Source organism: Nonomuraea sp. NPDC048901 (assembly GCF_040649695.1).
Classification (GTDB): Bacteria; Actinomycetota; Actinomycetes; order Streptosporangiales; family Streptosporangiaceae; genus Nonomuraea.
Window position 1 is genome coordinate 36,193 of record NZ_JBEZFW010000032.1, and the last position, 15,499, is coordinate 51,691.

Sequence of the window (15,499 nt, forward strand, 5' to 3'; positions counted from 1 at the left end):
AGACAGCGAACGCAGGCCTGGGCCGGTCGTCAGCTCACCCCGACCGCCGACAGCGTGGATCCGGTGCGCGACTTGGAGACCCTGAGCTGGGCCGGGATCCTCGAACGCAGCTCGGCGACGTGGCTGATGATGCCGACCGCCCGTCCTCCGTCACGCAGTCCGTCGAGGATGTCGAGCACGCCGTCGAGCGTGTCCTCGTCGAGCGTGCCGAAGCCCTCGTCCACGAACAGCGTGCCGATCTCGGCGCCACCCGCTTCGGCGGTCACCACGTCGGCCAGGCCGAGCGCGAGGGCCAGCGAGGTGATGAAGCTCTCCCCACCCGACAGCGTGGCCGGGTCGCGGTCGACGCCCGTCCACCCGTCGGCCACGCGCAACCCCAGCCCGCCACCCGAACGTCCTCTGGCTCCGGCCGTCTTCCGCAGGTCGTGCCGCAGCAGGTAGCGCCCTCCCGACATGTGGTCGAGGCGCTCGTTGGCAGCGTCCACCACCTGCCGGAGCCGTTCACCGAGCACGAACGACGACAGGCTCATGTTCCACTGATTGTCGCTCGACGTACCACTGGCCAGTGCCGCCAGCCGCTCGGCCAGCCGGTGCCGGTCGGCGGCGGGCTGCCACCGCTCTATGCATGCGGCCAGCTCCGCGCCCAGCTCGGCCACCCGCTGCTCCCGCTGCTCGGCCCGGTCCCTGGCCGACGCCAGCGCTGTGTGGGCCTGTTCGGCCTCGTCGCGCGCCGCCTCGGCGGCGGCCAGATCGGGTACGTCCTGCCGCGCGGCGGCCACCAGCTCGGGATCGGCCAGCGTGCTGGTCACGGCCGCGTGCTGCGCGTCGAGCCGCCGCAGCAGCTCGGCCTTGCCGTCCCGCTCGTACTCGCTCCTGGCGGCGGCCTCCACGTCGGCCACGTCGCCGAACCCCGCCTCCAGAGCCGCCCGTACGGCCGCCTCCATCGCGCTGACCCGCTCAGCCTCGGTGGCGACGGCAGCCTGCGTGGCTTCCAGGGCCTCCCGTAGTAGTTCGGCCTCGTCGTTCAGCCTGGACAGGCGGGCGGTGAGCGTGGGGTCGTCGCCGCGCGCGCTGTCGAGCCGCGCGGTGAGCCGCCCCGCGTCACCACTGAGCTCCTCTTGCCTGGTACGGCAGGCGGCCAGGCGGGCGGTGACCCGGCGCGCCCGCTCTTCCAGCGCCACCCGCTCCTGGCTGAGCGCGGCGGCCTCCCGCGCCAGCCCGGCCTCCCGCCCGGCCGACTCCCGAAGCCGCATCACTGCCTCCTCGGCCACAGCCAGCACGGAGGGCGCCGACTCGGGACCGATCGTCGCTCCATGGTCATCTACTGGAGCCGCTCCGTCGGGGGCCGCGCCCCGATCAGCCAGAGCGAGCGGCCGCTCGTCGTCCCCGTCCTCAGCCCTGACGTGCGCCTCGGGATCGGTCTGGACGGACTGAGCGGACCGTGTATGGCGGCGGATGTCGGAGTCAGGAAACAGGGTATCGAGGTGCCCGGTGTCAGGGACGTGGGTTTCGAGGAGGCCGCTTTGAAGGAGGCGGGTGACGAGGCGGGCGCGTTCGGCCTGGTAGTGGGTGTGGTGGGTGCGGTGGGCCGTGAGTAGTTCGCCGAGCTCGCGGGCCTGGTCCCGGACGCGGTCGCGTTCCGTCTCGATGCGGTCCAGCTCGGCGGCCAGTGCGGGCTCGCGTTCGGCGATCGCCTCCAGGCGGGACAGCTCCTCCTGAGCCTGGAGCGCCGCGGTCTCGGCGGTGCCGGTGTCGAGGCCGCCCGCTGCCGACACGGCGTCGGCGTGGCGGGATTCCAGGGAGGCGAGTGTGCGTTCGGCCGCCTCACGTTCGGAGAGGGCCGCCTCGTGGGCTTGCTCCGCCGCCAGCTCGTCGTCGGCGGACGGGGCGCTGGGGGCGGGCGAGGCCGGGTGGGGGTGGTGGTCGGAGCCGCACACGGCGCACGGGCTGCCGTCGGACAGGTCGCGTGCCAGCTCGGCGGCCATGCCGTCGATGCGTGCCTGCCGTACGTCCAGCCAGTGCTCGCGCAGGCCCTGCGCTCGGTCCACAAGCGATTGGTGGTCGGCGGTGGCGGACTCCAGCTCGGCGGCCAGCGTCTCGGCCCGGTGGGCGGCATCTCGTACGGCCCTGGCCGCGTCGAGTGTCGCGACGGCGGCGGGGATGGCGGCCGTCTCGGCCCGTACCTCCGCAAGGCGGGCATTGACCTCAGCCAGCCGTACGGGCAGCTCCGCGTCGGCGGCGGCCACCTCGGCCTCGCGCTGGGTGAGCCGGTCTAGCTCCACGGTCAGGCCGGCCAGCTCCCGGTCGACGGCGATCAGTTCGGCCGCCGCGGTCCGTACGGCCTCGGCCGCCGGGATCCTGGCGGCGTCCAGGCGGGCCCGCGCCAGCTTGCGTTCGGCCTCCTCGACGAGCGCGGGCAGGGCGGCGAGCCGGGTGGCGGCGGTCTCGTCCTCGGCGGCCAGCCCGGTCAGCTCCTGCTCGACGCGCTGAAGGTCTCGGCGGACGACGAGCAGCCTGGCTTCCTCGGTGAGCAGCTCGGACAGGCGGGCGATCTCCGCCTGGCGGGCTCGCTCCATGGTGTGCAGCCGCTCGGGCTCGACCCAGCCGACCAGACTCCCCACCCGAGCCGCCGCACCGCCGTGCCGGGACCCGCCACCGTCGTCGGAGAAGTTGGACAAGTGGTGGGAGGGCTCGATAAGCGGCCAGTCAGCGGGGTAGGCCGCAGGCGCGTCGGTGGGAGTGGGAAGTCCGGTGGGGGTGGCTTTCAGGAGGGGGTAGGCGCGGGCGACGGCGTCCGTGGCCAGGGAGTGGGCCTTGGCCGCGGCTTCGGCGCGCTGGCGGGCGGCGCGGATGAGCGGAAGCACGCGGTCGGCGCGGGCGGCGTCGTCGAGGATGGCCTGGAGCTCGGCGCGTTCCTCCGCTCGCTCGTCGAGGGTGCGGCGCAACGTCAGGGCCTCGGCGTGGCGGCGCTGGCGGTCGGCCAGCGACATCGCCTGCTCGAAGCGGGAACGTGCCGAGCGCAGGGCCCGCCCGGCCGCCGCGTGTTGCTCGGCCGTCCGGACGACGACGGCGCGGGCGGCGGCGAGCAGCGCTCCGGCCCACCCCAGCGGGTCGGTGTCCGAATCCCGGGCGGCTGTAGCAGTGGCGGGCCCGAGGGCGGCGGGAGTGAGGTCGCCTGCCGCCTCCTCCAGACGTTTGATCGCGAAGTCCACCTGCTGCCGCAGCTCCTGCTGGTCCCGCCAAGCCGCCTTGCGGTGCTCGGCCAGCCAGGCCTCCGTCTGGGTGAACACCTTCACGGTGAACAGCCGCTCCAGCAGCCGCCGCCGGTCATCCCCATCGGCGCGCAGGAACCTGGCGAAATCCCCCTGTGGCAGCATCGCGACCTGGCAGAACTGGTCGGCGTTCATGCCGAGCAGCCCGCCCACGAGGTCACCGGCCTCGTCGGAGCGGGTCGTCAGGCCGTGCCAGGCGGAGCCGACCCGTTCCTCGACGATGACCTTGGCCTTCTCCTCGGTGAACCCGGACCCGCGCAACTTGGGCCGCTGCCACACCGGAGAACGCTGGATGCGCAGTAACCGGCCCCGCAGCGACACCTCGAGCGAGACCGAAGGCCCGACCGAGGGCGGGGCGTGGTCGCAGCGCAGCGCGCGGGCGCTGTTGCGCTGGCCCGGGACCTGGCCGTAAAGGGCGAAACAGAGGGCGTCGAGGATCGTGGTCTTGCCCGCGCCCGTCGGCCCGTGGACGAGGAACAGGCCCGCCTCCGCCAGAGCGTCGAAGTCGACCGTCTCCGAACCGGGGAAGGACCCGAAAGCCGTGAGCGTGAGCCGGTGCGGCCGCATCTACGCCATCGTCTCCTTCACCCTGGACGCCTCGATCGCCTGTCTTAGCAGGTCTTCCTCGTCAGGTCCGGCAGGCTCGCCGCGTACTTCCCGAATGAAGTCGAGCGCCACCTCCGCCTCCGGCCGGCCGCTGAGGCGGGCGGGCTGGGCGACGGGAGCGCCGCCGGAAGGCTCGAAGGACAGCGCCAGCGTGTGGGGGAAGCGGGCGCGCAGCCGATCCATGGCTGATTTGGGGCGGATCGGATCGGTCAGTACGACCTGCAGCCAATGGTCTTCCACGTCGTCATATGCGGAGGAGGTCAGCAGGTCCTCCAGCGGACCGCGTAGGCGGCCGATCGGCCGGGGCACCGGGGCGGGTACGAAGTCGACCTCCGAAGAGCCGAGCGTGACCAGCCACGATCCCTTCTTCTGGTTGACCTCCGAGAAGGAGTAGGCCACGGGGGAGCCGGAGTAGCGGACCGTCTCCGACATCCGCTGGCGGCCGTGCAGGTGGCCGAGCGCGACGTAGTCGACCCCCTCGAAGGCCGACAGCGGCACGTGCGCCACCCCGCCCACGCTGATGTCGCGCTCGCTGTCGCTGGCCTCTCCCCCGGTGACGAAGGCGTGGGCCAGGACCACCGAGCGGCGGTGTCGCGGGGCGTCGGCGCGGATGTGCGCCATGGCGTGGGACAGCGCGGCGGTGTGGCTGCGGTCGGGCAGCTCCCAGGGGCCGCGTACCAGCTCGGGCTCCAGGTAGGGGATGCCGTAGAAGGCGACGTCGTCCACCAGAACCGGCTCCCAGGCGCGGGACGGGTCGGTGCGCAGGTGGACCCCGGCGGCGTCGATCAGGTCGGCGCCGAACCCGAGCCGGCGCGCCGAGTCGTGGTTGCCGCTGATCAGCACGGTGCGGGCGCCGGTGCCCATCAGGCGGCGCAGCGCGTCGCCGCAGAGCGCGACCGCGTCGACCGGTGGCAGGGCGCGGTCGTAGACGTCGCCGGACACCACCACCACGTCGACCCGCTCGGCACGCACCGTCTCGATCAGGTGGTCGATGAACGCGGCCTGGCCTTCGAGCAGGCTCTCGCGATGGAACGAACGCCCCAGGTGCCAGTCGGAGGTGTGCAGGATCCGCATTCGCAGGAAGCTAACAGGTCTCACCGACAAATGCGGTCCCCTGCGTCACACGTCTCAGGAGTAGGCTGAAAGATCAGCGGGCAATTCAACCCACATGGGGAGGCCGATGCGCACTGGCCGTGGCACCGTGAGCGTCGCCGCAGGTTTGGTGCTGGTGGCCCTGGCCGCGGTCGGCTACGTTCTGCCACCCGCGTTCAACCCTCCGCCACTCCAGGCCGATCACGCGATGCAGGCACTCCCGCCCCAGCCCGCGAACGAACTGCGGCCCGTGGTCGCGGTGACTCCCGTGCACCGCGAGGAGATCTCGCTCCCGGCTGAGGGCCAGACATTGTTCGGAACGGTCCGCGCCCCCATGACGCCGGGACGGCATCCGGCGATGGTGTTCGTGTCGGGGTCGGGCAACGGCTCGCGGACGGAGTTCACGCCGCAGGCGGAGTTCCTGGCCAAGGCGGGCGTGGTGACGCTGGCCTTCGACAAGCGGACGGTCGGCTACAACTTCCGCGACCGGGACTTCGGGCTGCTCGCGGACGACGCGCTGCGCATGGTCGAGTACATGCGCACGCGCCCCGACGTGGACCCCGACCGCACCGGGCTGTGGGGGGTCAGCGAGGGCGGCTGGGTGGTGCCCATCGCGGCGGCCAAGAGCCGCGACGTGGGGTTCGCGGTGCTGGTGTCCTCGCCGAACGTGTCGCCGCTCAGGCAGGTGGCCTGGGCGCTGAACGAGCAGTTGCAGCGCCTGCGCGCGCCGATCGGCGTACGCGACCTGCTCACCAGGGCGATGGGCGGGGTGGGCTTCAACTTCCTCCGCTACGACGCGATGCCCGCGCTCCGGCAGATCAGGCAGCCGGTGCTGGCGTTCTACGGGACGATGGACCCGTCCATCCCGTTCGTGGAGTCGTCCCAGTCCCTGATCACCGCGCTCAAGTCGGCGGGCAACGACCAGTACACGATCCGCTTCATGGACAAGGCCGACCACGCCATGCGGATCAACGGCGGCCCGTTCGCGCACGGCTACCTGGAGACGCTGGCGAACTGGATCATCGGCCTGCCCGGCACGGCGCGGCCCCAGCTGCACGTGGCGGGCACGACGCCGGTGCAGCGCTTCGAGGCCAGCGACGTCCCCGCCGCCCCGTGGTACGCGGGCGGCACGATGCTGGGGCTGACGATCTGCCTGGCCGCCGTCGGCTACGTGGCCGGCCCCGTGGCCGCGATGGTGGTACGCCTGCGCGGCCGCCGGCAGACCCCGGCCGACACCAACGCCCGGCTCTGGCCGCCGATCAGGCGCAGGCTGCGCCGCATGGCGTGGACGGGGCTGGGGCTGCTGGTCTCGGTGCTGGCGTTCATCACGGTGCTGGTGCTGTTCTCGGTGAACCAGGCCGGGGCCTGGCCGGCCGTGCTGGCCGGCTGGCTGGTGGTGCGGGTGCTGGCCGTACTGATGCTGGTGCAGGAGGTCACGGCGGTGGCGGCGGTCGTGGCGGGGCTGCGGGAGGGCATGCGGCCGAGCCGCTGGCAGCACGTGGCGATCGCGGGCGTGCTCGGCGGCACGGGGCTGCTGCTGGTGGCGGCGGCCTACTACGGGTTGTTCGCGTTCCCCTGGTGAAGGAACGCGCTCAGCCTCCGGTCTGGTAGACGAAGGCGTTCAGCCAGCGGTCGATCTCGGCGAACACCTGCTTGCGTACCGGCTCGGCCGACAGCACCAGGTCGTGCATGCCGTCGGGGATGCGTACGCAGGTGACGTGCGGGCCCACGCAGGTGGCCCAGCGGGCGATGTGCCGGGGATCGAGTACGGTGTCGGCCGAGCGGGCTTCGGGCACGAAGTCGCGTACCCGCAGGCCCGTGGTCGAGGCGAGCACGAGGACCGGCACGTCCACGGCCAGCCCGGCGTGCAGCCGCCGCTGCGCCCGGCGGATGGCGGCCAGCCAGGTGGCGTGCACGGAGAAGCCGCCGAGCGGCTTGAGCTCCAGGTCGTAGTCCCATTCGCCCTGTTCGGTGCGGTGCAGGCTCTGGCCGTACGCGAAGCTGACGCCCAGCGGCAACGCCCGGCTGGAGTACGACAGCGGCGTCTTGAGCAGGTCGGCGGCCAGGCGGAGCGGAGCGGGCACGTTCAGGTCGAAGAACGGGCTGTTGAGCACGAGCCCCTGCACCAGGCCCCGGCCGCGGACGCGGTCGGCCCACAGCGGCGCGACCAGGCCGCCGGTCGAGTGTGCGTTGATCGTCAGCTCGTCGTGGTCGCGCCTGATGACGCGTACGGCCTCGTCGATCTCCGGGAAGTACTCCGTGACGCTCCTGACCAGGCCCCTGGTCTGGTGCGGCAGCAGCGACCTGCCGTACTTGCGCAGGTCGAGGGCGTAGAAGTCGATGCCGCGGCCGAGGTAGTGGTCAGCGAGGTGGTCCTGGAAGAAGTAGTCGGTGAACCCGTGAAGGTAGAGCACCGCCCTGCGGGAACCGGCTCGGCGGGAGATCAGCGTCGCTACGACGTCGCCTTCGTAGTCGGGCGGCATGGACAGAACGGTGGTGTCGTACATGCTAGACACGATAAGGATTTACCGGCCATGACGGCACACCGCCCGGCAGGTCCTCACTGATCTTCATCGGGAACTCGGCCGGCCGCTTCTCCAGGAACGCCGTCACCCCCTCCACGGTGTCCGGCGCGGACCCGAGCTCGGCCATCAGCCGAGAGTCGGCCGCGTGCGCCTCCCAGGGCGACGAGGCCGACAGCCCTGACCACATCAGCCTGCGGATCGCGGCGACCGACACGGCGGAGGTGTTGTCGGCGATCTCCCGGGCCAGCGCGTAGGCGGCGGGCAAAAGCTCCTCGGCGGGCAGTACGCGGGACACCAGACGGCCCTCCAGCGCCTCGGAGGCGGGGAAGACGCGCCCGGTGGCCACCCACTCCATGGCCTGCGCGATGCCCACGAGCCTGGGCAGGAACCAGCTCGACGCCGCCTCGGTGACGATCCCTCGCCGGGCGAAGACGAAGCCGAACTTCGCGGTGTCGGCGGCCAGCCGGACGTCCATCGGCAGCGTCATCGTGACGCCCACGCCGACGGCGGGGCCGTTGATGGCGCCGATGACCGGCTTGAGCGACCGGGCGATGCGCAGCGCGACCGTGCCGCCGCCGTCGCGCGGCACGCCATCCACGAGTTCGCCAGGCTCGCGGTGGCTGAAGGTGTCGCCGCCACCGCCCAGATCCGCCCCGGCACAAAAGGCCCGGCCCGCGCCGGTGACCACGATGGCGCGTACGTCGTCATCGGCGTCCGCGAGGTCGAACGCCTCTATCAACTCTCCGCGCATGGCAAAGGTGAAGGCGTTCAGCCTCTCGGGGCGCTTCAATGTGATCGTGGCGACCCGGCTGGTCACGCCGTAGTCGATCTGGGAGAAGGACATAGGCCGAATCTTATTCGGTTACTAATGTTCACTCTCCCCTAAAGACATATTTCGCATTCTGTCCGTAGGCTGCCGCCTCGATTCGGCCTACGGTGAAGTTCGCGGGGAAACGGGGATGGCGTGAAGCAGGCAAGGAAACCGGTGAGCGCCGTGGCGGTTCTCGGCTGGCTGGTGCTGGCCGCGCTCGCGCCGGGAGCTGCGCATCTGCGGGCCGGATGGCGCAAGACGGGTCTGATACTGCTCGGCTGTTACGCGGTGGTGCTGCTCGCGCTTCTCGCCGTCAGGCTGAGCACCGACAACCTGCTGGGCGATCTGACCCAGGACAGCTGGCTGACGGGCATCACCGCCGGCGCCGTCGTGCTCGGGGTGGCGTGGTTCGCGCTGATCGTCCACTCGTTCATCGTGCTGCGGCCCGGCAGTCTGCCGCAGGCCGGGCAGGTCGTGGTGGGCACGTTCGCGGGGCTGCTCGCGGTGCTGGTCGTGCTGCCGTTCGGGATGGTCACGAGCTATGTCTGGACGTCCCGGAACGCGCTCAACGACATCTTCGTGAACGAGGGCACCCCCGAGCCCCAGGCCGAAGAGACGACGACCCGCCCCGAGGACCCGTGGGCGGGCCGTACGAGGGTGAACATCCTGCTCATCGGCGGCGACGCCGACGACAACCGGATCGGCGTACGCACCGACAGCATGAACGTGGCCACCGTCGACGTGAAGACCGGCAACACCGTGCTGGTCAGCCTGCCGCGCAACCTGGAGAACGTGCGGTTCCGTCCGGGCACGCCAATGGCCGAGCACTTCCCCAACGGGTTCCGCCTGCCGCCCGACCCGGGCGGCGGCCGCAGCGACCTGCTCAACAGCGTCTGGGAGTACGCCGACGCGCACCCCGAGATCTTCGGCGGCAAGCAGCACCAGGGCCCCAAGGTGCTGATGGACACGATCGGCTACACCCTCGGGCTCAAGGTCGATTGGTACGCCCTGGTCAACATGTGGGGGTTCGCCCGGTTGATTGACGCGATCGGCGGGGTCACGCTCACGGTCGAGCAGGACGTGGTGTTCGGCCGCTACAACGAGGGCCTGGTCAAGGCGGGCACGCGCAAGCTGAAGGGCGCCGACGCGATGTGGTACGCCCGCTCGCGTACCTTCAGCGATGACTTCACCCGGATGCGCCGTCAGCGGTGCGTGATCGGCGCCTTGCTCGACCAGGCCGACCCGGCGACGGTGCTGACCAGGTTCAACCGGATCGCCGGGGCCACCAAGGAGCTGATCAGGACCGACATCCCCCGGCCGATGCTCAAGCACCTGGTGCCGCTGGCGCTGCAGGTCAAGAACGCCAAGGTGACGAGCATCCAGTTCGTGCCGCCGCTGATCAGCACCGTCTCCCCGGACTGGGCGAAGATCCGCTCCATCACCGAGAAGGCCATCCGCGATTCGGCGGGCGACCGGCCCACCGCGGCCACGGCTTCACCGGAGTCTTCTTCGGCGCCGAAGTCCACCAAATCGCCCTCGTCCAAGAAGCAGAAAGAGAGCGACCCCACCAAGACCCTTACCGAGGGCTGTGGCTCGCTGTGACGATCCGGCCGACCGGCGCGCCGCCGCCGAGCACGGCCACGCTCTCGAACGCGGCGGCCGACGACACCTCACAACCCATCTCGCGGAGCACGGACAGGGCGATGACCGTGGTGGCGCGCGGGCTGCCGTCGATGACCTTCACCGCGACCGAGTGCCCGGACTCCATCGCCACGACCAGTACGCCTTCCGCGCCGCCCTTGACCAGGGCGCCGGGCAGGGCGCGCATGAGCTCGGTGTTCTGGTGGCCGGTCCCGCCGACGTACTCGGGGTGCTCGCGCATCGCGTCGGCCACCTGGCGCGGCGCGCTGCCGGGCGCGGCCAGCACGAGCCCCTGTACGGCCCGCGCCAGGCCGGTCAGCGAGAGCCCGAACAGCGGCGCCCCGCAGCCGTCCACGGCCACGTGGGCGGCCTTCTCCCCCGCCAGGTCCTCGGTGACCGAGCGCACCCGGAGCTGCACCGGGTGCTCGGCGGCCAGGTAGGAGTCCACGTCCCAGCCGTTGGCCACGGCGGCGGCCAGCATCGCGGCGTGCTTGCCCGAGCAGTTCATCCGCTCGCGGGAGACGCCCTGGTCCTGCCTGATCAGCGCGTGCATGGTGACCTGGTCCTCGGGCCAGGTCGCCGGGCAGCCGAGCGCACCGAAGTCCAGCCCGTAGTCGGCCAGCAGCTCGCCGACCAGCCGTACGTGGAAGTCCTCGCCCGTGTGGCTGCCCGCGGCGATCGCCAGGCTCGGCCCGCTCAGGGCGGCGCCCGCGACCAGGCAGGCCAGCGCCTGGAACGGCTTGGCCGACGAGCGGGGCAGCACCGGAGCCTCGACCCGGCCGAGCTCGACCACGGCCCGGCCCGACGGGTCGAGGCCGACGGCGCTGCCGTAGTGGACGCTCTCGACGAATCCGGAGCGCACGACCTCGGCGAGGAGGGCGAGTTCAGGCACGAGCGAATCTCCTTCTGGTTCTGGGGATGGCGGGGCTAGCGCGCCGGCGAGCCTCCAGCGTACGGGCCAGTTTGGACAGCGACGCGTTGACCACCAGGTAGACCAGCGCGACGACGAGGTAGGTCTGGATGAGATAGCCGTTGTAGGCGGCCAGGACCTTGCCGCTGTAGAGCAGCTCCGCGTAGCTGACGACGAACCCGAGCGCGGTGTCCTTGAGCAGCCCGACCGACTGGCTGACGATCGACGGCAGCACCCGGCGGGCGGCCTGCGGCAGCACGATCAGGCGCATGGTCTGACCGTGGGTGAGGCCGACCGCCAGGCCCGCCTCGCCCTGGCCGCGCTCGATGGAGCGGATCCCGGCGCGGAAGATCTCGGCGAACGCCGCCGCGTTCGACACCGCCAGCGGCACCACGAGCTTCCAGAACAGCGGCAGGTCCAGCCCGTACTTCGGCAGCGCGAACAGCACCACGTACACCAGCAGCAGCGCCGGGATGGTCCTGACCACCTCGACATAGGCGGCGGCGGGGACGCGCAGGAAGCGGTGGCGCGACAGCCGGCCCAGGGCCAGCACCAGCCCGAGCGCCATCGCCAGCGCGGCCGAGACCACCGCGGCCAGCGCGGTGGACCACAGCCCGGTCAGGAGATAGCGCCACATGGGCCAGGTGGCGTACGGCTGCCAGCGCGCGGCGTCCAGCTGCCCGTTGGCGGCGAACTGCCGGACGGCCAGCGCGAGCAGCGCCAGGGCGGCGAGTACGCCGACGACGGTCGCGATCCGGATGCGCCGCCGCGCCCGGGGGCCCGGCTCGTCGAACAGAGCAGTGCTCATGGCCTTACTCCCAGCGCTCTTTTGAAATCGCCCAGCGCTCTTTTGAAATCGCCAGTGCTCATCGCAGGATCGCCAGTCGTCGTTCGAGCCGGCCGGTGACGAAGCCCGCGCAGGCGGCGATCAGCGCGTACGCCGCGCCCGCGCCGACGAAGATCGGGATGGGCTGGGCCTCGAGGAGGTTCACCCGGTTGGCCGCCGCGGTCAGGTCGACGACGCCGACGGCCGCCGCGAGCGCCGTGTTCATGGTGAGCGCGATGAAGATGTTGCCGATCGGCTGCACCACCGTACGCAGTGCCTGCGGCAGGATGACGTGCCGCAGCGACTGGGCGAACGTCAGCCCGATCGCGCGGGCCGCCTCGCCCTGCCCCTTGGCCACCGAGTTCACCCCGGACCGCAGCGCCTCGCCGATGTAGGCGGCCTCGTACACGGCGATCACCGCGATGGCCGTCACCCGCAGGTCGGCCTTGATGCCGATCTCCGGCAGCCCGAAGAACGCCAGGACGAGCAGCACCAGCAGCGGCAGGTTCTGGAAGGTCTCCACGTACGCGGTGCCGAGGGCGCGCAGCACCCGTACCGGGCTCACCCGCAGGGCGGTCACCAGCACGCCCAGTACCGCCGCGCCGAGGAACGACGCGGCGGTCAGCTGGAACGTCACGAGCAGCCCCTGCCACAGCTCGGGCAGGTGGTCGAGGAGGACGGACATCAGGACCCCGGCACGGAGCCGATCTGGGGCGGCTGCGGAGCGTCGCCCACGACGACCGTGCCGATGGAGTTCTTCCAGATCTTCTGCCAGGCCCCGGCGTCCTGCATCTTCTTCAGCCAGGCGTTGGTGAACGTCTTGAACTGGTCGTCACCGTGCTTGAGCCCGATGCCGTAGGGGTCGACGGTGAAGGGCTTGGTGACGATCTGGATCGACGGGTCCTTCTTGGCGTCGGCGATCAGCAGCGTCTCGTCCTGGACGTAGGCGACGCCCCGGTCCTGCTTGAGCGCCTGGAGGCACTCCGGGTCGCTGCCGAACGTGATGATCTCCGCCTGCGGCGCGAACTTCTTGATCGCGGGGATGGCGGGCGTGTTGGCGCCGGCGAGGACCTTCTTGCCGTTCAGGTCCTCGGGCTTGGCGATGCCCGTCGCGCCCTTCTTCACCGCGATGGTCAGGCCGGAGGTGTAGTACGGCCCGGCGAACGCCACCTGCTTCGCCCGTTCCGGCGTGATCGTGTACGTCTGGAAGACGACGTCCACGGTGCCGTTGGCGAGCAGCGCCTCGCGGGTCTCCGAGGCCGAGTTGACGATCTTCACCTTGGGCTGGCCGATGATGTACTTGGCCAGCGCCTTGCCCAGATCGGCGTCGAAGCCCTCGACCTGGCCGGTGGCCGGGTTCTGCTGGGAGAGCAACGGCGCGTCCAGCGAGCCGCCGACGATCAGCTCGCCGCGCTGCTTGATCTTCTCCATGGTGGAGCCGGGCAGGATGTCCGCGGCGGCCGCGACCGGCGCCTGCGCGAGGACGTCGTCCTTCTTGGTCTCTCCTCCGGGCACGGCGGGGCTGCTCGTCTCGCCGCAGGCCGCCAGGCCTAACAGGGAAACGGCGACGGCAGCGACAAGTCTCTTCATGACCATCCACTTCCTTCGAAATCGAAGATGAAGCGGAACGTAGTGGGAGATTTCGTACGAAGTCAATACGTTGTCGCAGGAAGTCCGGACATGATATTCCTCTCAGCATGAACCAGCGGCTGCCCGTGAGCGGGGCACAGGGAGACCTGCTGCGTCTCGTGGCCACCGGCCGGGCCGAGTCGCGGGCCGACCTCGCCCGCTTATCCGGGCTGGCCGCCTCCAGCGTGTCGCTGCGGGTCGAGGAGCTGATCTCGCTGGGCCTGCTCGGCGAGGAGGGCTCGGGCACCTCGCGGGGCGGGCGGCGACCCAGGCGGCTGCGCCTGTCGCCGTCAGCGGGGGTGCTGGCGGTCGCCGACCTCGGCGCGCACCATGCCCGGCTCGGGCTGCTCGACCTCAGCGGCGCCCCGCTGGTGATCGAGGAGCGGCCCTGCGAGATCGCCCGGGGTCCGGAGGCCACGCTGGACCTCCTGTCGGACGCCTTCGACGAGCTGCTGGCCGTACATGTGCCGAATGACGTGCCGCTGCGCGGGGTCGGGACCGGCATCCCCGGCCCGGTGGACCCGGCCACCAGCCGGGTGGTCACGCCGTCCCGGATGCCCGGCTGGAACGGCTTCCCCGTCGCCGAGCACCTGGGCCTGCGCTACGACCTGCCGATCCTCGTCGAGAACGACGCCAACCTGATGGCCGCCGGCGAGGCCCGGCACTGGCCCGGCTGCGACAACCTCATGGTCCTCAAGGCCGGGACCGGCATCGGCTGCGGTGTGATCGTCAACGGCCACCTGCACCGGGGCCGGGGCGCGGCCGGCGACATCAGCCACGTACGGGTACGTTCCGACTCGTCCGTCCTGTGCGCCTGCGGCCACCCCGATTGCCTGGAGGCGTACGCCAGCGGGGCCGCCCTCATGTCGGCCCTCGCGGACGCCGGGATCACCGTGGCCCGTCCCGCGGACATCGTGAGCCTGGTGGACGACGCGATCCCCGAGGCCACCAGCCTGGTCCGGGGCGCGGGGCGGCGGATCGGCGAGGTGCTCACCGTGTTGGTCAACTTCTTCAACCCGGACGTGATCGCGGTGGGCGGCAGTCTGTCGGCGGCCGAACCGCTGATCACCTCTATCAGGGCGGCGGTGTACGAGCGCTGCCTGCCGTTGGCGACCCGCGACCTGGAGATCGTCCCGGCCAGGGCCGGCCGGGACGCCGCCCTCCTGGGCGCCGGTGCGCTCCTCTTGGAAGCGGCGCTGGTTTAGGCGGCCATTCTCGCTCGCGATGCGACACACCCGAAGCGCCCGTCACCACGGTGGCGGGCGCTTTTACGCTAACGTACCTCTGATAAATCGGGTCCCAGTCGTCGCAGCATGTGAGGTCCTTTGTCGCCCCTCCCGTTACGACTCGTTTTCCTCTTCACCTCCGTGCTCCTGATCGCCGGATGCACCACCACTTCGCCACCGGCCGAGCCCGAAACCGCTAATCCGGTCGCCGAACAACCGGTCCCGGAGAATTCGACGTCAGAAGAAAGCGATGACGACGCGGGCTTCGTCGAAATCTGCGTCAACAAGAAGACGCGCCTGCGGATCAACTATCGACCGTGTGACGACGCGCGGCCCGGCGCCGCCTGGTACTTCTTCTCGCTGGACGCGCGGGTGACCGCCACCGGCTCCAAAGCCGAGCACGGCTCGTTCAAACAGCCACGAGGCGACTCGTACCGAGCTCCCGCCAAGGGCGGCAGCGGCTCGGACGCGATGATCGCCGACGTCGACGACCGCGTGAAGGTCTGCGTGCGAAAGGCTACTCGGATCCGGTTCGCGAACATCAGGTGCGACGACGGCGAGAAGGGATACGGCTGGTATTACATTCGCATCGACGGCACCGTACCGGCGATGGGCAAGAAAGCCGACAACGGCTCTTTCCGTGAGCCGTACGCGGAGGCGTACAGCGCGCGCAGCAAAGGCGGCGACGCCGCCAAGGCAGCGATCGGTTACGAGGATCCGGACGCCCCCGAGCCCGAGCCCGATGACGAGGAAGAGTACTGCACCACGACCGTCAACAATGAATGCGTCGCCACCAATGAGTGCACAGAAACGGTGAACGGCGTCTGTACCAGGACCGAGGACGGTTATCTCGGAACGCCATCAAGAAAGTGCCGCAACGTCTGGGCCCGCAAGCACTGGACCCGCCGCTGCTGACACGGCCCGCGGACGGCTTGAAGTCGGCTGGCCCGTCCGCGCAGTG

General features: G+C 71.0%; 12 protein-coding genes. 4 read left to right on the plus strand and 8 right to left on the minus strand.

The window, feature by feature from the left end; genetic code table 11:
• Positions 1–29: 29 nt before the first annotated feature.
• Together AB0C30_RS55230 and AB0C30_RS55235 are read right to left on the minus strand one after the other, a co-directional pair.
• Entirely contained in the window at positions 30–3,839 is a 3,810-nt protein-coding gene (locus AB0C30_RS55230) for an SMC family ATPase (protein ID WP_357960243.1), read from the minus strand.
• The gene (locus AB0C30_RS55235; protein ID WP_357960245.1) at positions 3,840–4,952 is read right to left on the minus strand and encodes an exonuclease SbcCD subunit D; all 1,113 of its coding nucleotides are present in this window, start codon (positions 4,950–4,952) and stop codon (positions 3,840–3,842) included.
• Between the two features lie 106 nt (positions 4,953–5,058).
• Between AB0C30_RS55235 and AB0C30_RS55240 the strand changes: the two genes are divergently transcribed.
• Positions 5,059–6,552 (plus strand): prolyl oligopeptidase family serine peptidase, encoded by a 1,494-nt coding sequence (locus AB0C30_RS55240; RefSeq protein ID WP_357960248.1) that lies wholly within the window; start codon positions 5,059–5,061, stop codon positions 6,550–6,552.
• A gap of 10 nt (positions 6,553–6,562) precedes the next feature.
• Here the strand turns inward: AB0C30_RS55240 and AB0C30_RS55245 are convergent, their stop codons facing one another.
• Together AB0C30_RS55245 and AB0C30_RS55250 are read right to left on the minus strand one after the other, a co-directional pair.
• Positions 6,563–7,477: an alpha/beta hydrolase gene (locus AB0C30_RS55245; protein WP_357960251.1), complete on the minus strand. Its 915-nt coding sequence runs from the start codon at positions 7,475–7,477 to the stop codon at positions 6,563–6,565.
• A 1-nt stretch (position 7,478) separates the two neighbouring features.
• Positions 7,479–8,339, minus strand: a complete 861-nt coding sequence (locus AB0C30_RS55250; RefSeq protein WP_357960254.1) for an enoyl-CoA hydratase-related protein — start codon at positions 8,337–8,339, stop codon at positions 7,479–7,481.
• 141 nt (positions 8,340–8,480) lie between these two features.
• Here AB0C30_RS55250 and AB0C30_RS55255 point away from each other — a divergent pair, with 141 nt between their 5' ends.
• Positions 8,481–9,908 (plus strand): LCP family protein, encoded by a 1,428-nt coding sequence (locus tag AB0C30_RS55255; RefSeq protein WP_357960256.1) that lies wholly within the window; start codon positions 8,481–8,483, stop codon positions 9,906–9,908.
• Here AB0C30_RS55255 and AB0C30_RS55260 read toward each other — a convergent pair.
• From AB0C30_RS55260 to AB0C30_RS55275, 4 genes are read right to left on the minus strand one after another with little or no spacing between them, the layout of a single operon-like run.
• The gene (locus tag AB0C30_RS55260) at positions 9,883–10,839 is read right to left on the minus strand and encodes an asparaginase (protein WP_357960258.1); all 957 of its coding nucleotides are present in this window, start codon (positions 10,837–10,839) and stop codon (positions 9,883–9,885) included. The two genes, AB0C30_RS55255 and AB0C30_RS55260, sit on opposite strands and share 26 nt — an antisense overlap.
• The gene (locus AB0C30_RS55265; protein ID WP_357960261.1) at positions 10,832–11,665 is read right to left on the minus strand and encodes an amino acid ABC transporter permease; all 834 of its coding nucleotides are present in this window, start codon (positions 11,663–11,665) and stop codon (positions 10,832–10,834) included. Before AB0C30_RS55265 ends, AB0C30_RS55260 begins: the two co-directional genes overlap by 8 nt.
• Positions 11,666–11,723: 58 nt before the next feature.
• Positions 11,724–12,368, minus strand: a complete 645-nt coding sequence (locus AB0C30_RS55270; protein WP_357960264.1) for an amino acid ABC transporter permease — start codon at positions 12,366–12,368, stop codon at positions 11,724–11,726.
• Positions 12,368–13,273, minus strand: a complete 906-nt coding sequence (locus AB0C30_RS55275) for a glutamate ABC transporter substrate-binding protein (RefSeq protein WP_357960267.1) — start codon at positions 13,271–13,273, stop codon at positions 12,368–12,370. Before AB0C30_RS55275 ends, AB0C30_RS55270 begins: the two co-directional genes overlap by 1 nt.
• A 107-nt stretch (positions 13,274–13,380) precedes the next feature.
• On the opposite strand from AB0C30_RS55275, the gene AB0C30_RS55280 reads away from it, so the two are divergent.
• Together AB0C30_RS55280 and AB0C30_RS55285 are read left to right on the plus strand one after the other, a co-directional pair.
• Positions 13,381–14,517: an ROK family protein gene (locus AB0C30_RS55280; protein ID WP_357960270.1), complete on the plus strand. Its 1,137-nt coding sequence runs from the start codon at positions 13,381–13,383 to the stop codon at positions 14,515–14,517.
• Positions 14,518–14,679: 162 nt separating this feature from the next.
• Positions 14,680–15,453 (plus strand): hypothetical protein, encoded by a 774-nt coding sequence (locus tag AB0C30_RS55285; protein ID WP_357960274.1) that lies wholly within the window; start codon positions 14,680–14,682, stop codon positions 15,451–15,453.
• Positions 15,454–15,499: the final 46 nt, after the last annotated feature.

Bases quoted from the DNA above. Each gene is read 5' to 3' on its own strand.
- AB0C30_RS55230 (WP_357960243.1), bottom strand. From the start codon at position 3,839: ATGCGGCCGCACCGGCTCACGCTCACGGCTTTCGGGTCCTTCCCCGGT.
- AB0C30_RS55235 (WP_357960245.1), bottom strand. From the start codon at position 4,952: ATGCGGATCCTGCACACCTCCGACTGGCACCTGGGGCGTTCGTTCCAT.
- AB0C30_RS55240 (WP_357960248.1), top strand. From the start codon at position 5,059: ATGCGCACTGGCCGTGGCACCGTGAGCGTCGCCGCAGGTTTGGTGCTG.
- AB0C30_RS55245 (WP_357960251.1), bottom strand. From the start codon at position 7,477: ATGTACGACACCACCGTTCTGTCCATGCCGCCCGACTACGAAGGCGAC.
- AB0C30_RS55250 (WP_357960254.1), bottom strand. From the start codon at position 8,339: ATGTCCTTCTCCCAGATCGACTACGGCGTGACCAGCCGGGTCGCCACG.
- AB0C30_RS55265 (WP_357960261.1), bottom strand. From the start codon at position 11,665: ATGAGCACTGCTCTGTTCGACGAGCCGGGCCCCCGGGCGCGGCGGCGC.
- AB0C30_RS55270 (WP_357960264.1), bottom strand. From the start codon at position 12,368: ATGTCCGTCCTCCTCGACCACCTGCCCGAGCTGTGGCAGGGGCTGCTC.
- AB0C30_RS55275 (WP_357960267.1), bottom strand. From the start codon at position 13,273: ATGAAGAGACTTGTCGCTGCCGTCGCCGTTTCCCTGTTAGGCCTGGCG.
- AB0C30_RS55280 (WP_357960270.1), top strand. From the start codon at position 13,381: ATGAACCAGCGGCTGCCCGTGAGCGGGGCACAGGGAGACCTGCTGCGT.